This window comes from Microbacterium trichothecenolyticum (assembly GCF_000956465.1).
GTDB classification, from domain to species: Bacteria; Actinomycetota; Actinomycetes; order Actinomycetales; family Microbacteriaceae; genus Microbacterium; species Microbacterium trichothecenolyticum.
This window is the reverse complement of the sequence record NZ_JYJA01000001.1, coordinates 1-1,008: the sequence shown is the minus strand read 5'-3', so window position 1 is coordinate 1,008 and position 1,008 is coordinate 1. Positions and strand designations below refer to the sequence as shown.

The 1,008-nt window shown below is 62.9% G+C and carries 1 protein-coding gene; it reads left to right on the top strand.

All coding sequences use genetic code 11. The annotated features are described in order from the left end of the window. The first annotated feature begins 56 nt into the window (after window positions 1-56). Entirely contained in the window at window positions 57-989 is a 933-nt protein-coding gene (locus tag RS82_RS00005; RefSeq protein ID WP_045296027.1) for an IS481 family transposase, read from the top strand. The last annotated feature ends 19 nt before the right edge of the window (window positions 990-1,008 follow it).

Genomic DNA, 1,008 nt, shown 5'->3' with positions numbered 1-1,008 from the left:
TCTAAAACTGACGGAGGTTGTTGACAGTTGGGTCTTCCGATTGGGAGGAAGAGTCCATGTCAGACAGGGAGCTCGAGCGGCGGGCGAATCACAAGCTCGCGGTGTTGCGCCACGTCGAGGAGGTCAGCTTCAACGTGGCCGCGACGTGCCGGTACTACGGGATCAGCCGGCAGGCGTACTACGGCTGGAAGCGACGATACGAGGCGGAGGGGTTCGAGGGGCTGAAGGACCGCTCCAGCGCCCCGCACCACCAGCCGGCGAAGACAGACCGCGACGTGGTCGAGAAGATCCTCTGGTTGCGGCAGCAGTACCACTTCGGGCCGCAGAAGATCTCGATGTATCTGGCCAGGTACCACGACATCACGATCAGCCCGTCTGGGGTCTGGCGGATCCTGCACAAGCTCGGCCTGGGCCGGCTGCCCACGTCGCAACGGTACAAGCGCACCCAGACGAGATGGAAGCGGTACGAGAAGCAGCGCCCCGGCCACGCGCTACAGGTGGACGTGAAGTTCATTGAGCCATTGGGGCAGAAGGGCAAGAAGAAGCGGTACTACCAATACACCGCGATCGACGACTGCACCCGCATCCGGGTGCTCCGCGCCTACGAGCGCAACGACCAGAAGACTGCGATCCAGTTCATCGACCACGTCCTCGCCAAACTCCCGTTCCAGGTCGAACGCGTGCAGACCGATAACGGCGCCGAGTTCGGGCAAGCGTTCCACTGGCACCTGCTCGACAAAGGCATCGACCACGTCAAGATCCGGCCCCGCACCCCACGCCTGAACGGCAAGGTGGAACGCTCGCACCGGATCGACTCGGACGAGTTCTACAAGCTCCTTGAGGGCGAGGTCCTGGACGACACCCGGCTGTTCGCCGAACGACTCCAACAATGGGAAGACCACTACAACTACGATCGACCCCACGGCGCCCTCGGCGGCCAAACACCCTACGAGCGCCTCAAGCAGAAAGCAGCGGCCCCACTGTCATAGGGCTCCGTCAGTTGCACAG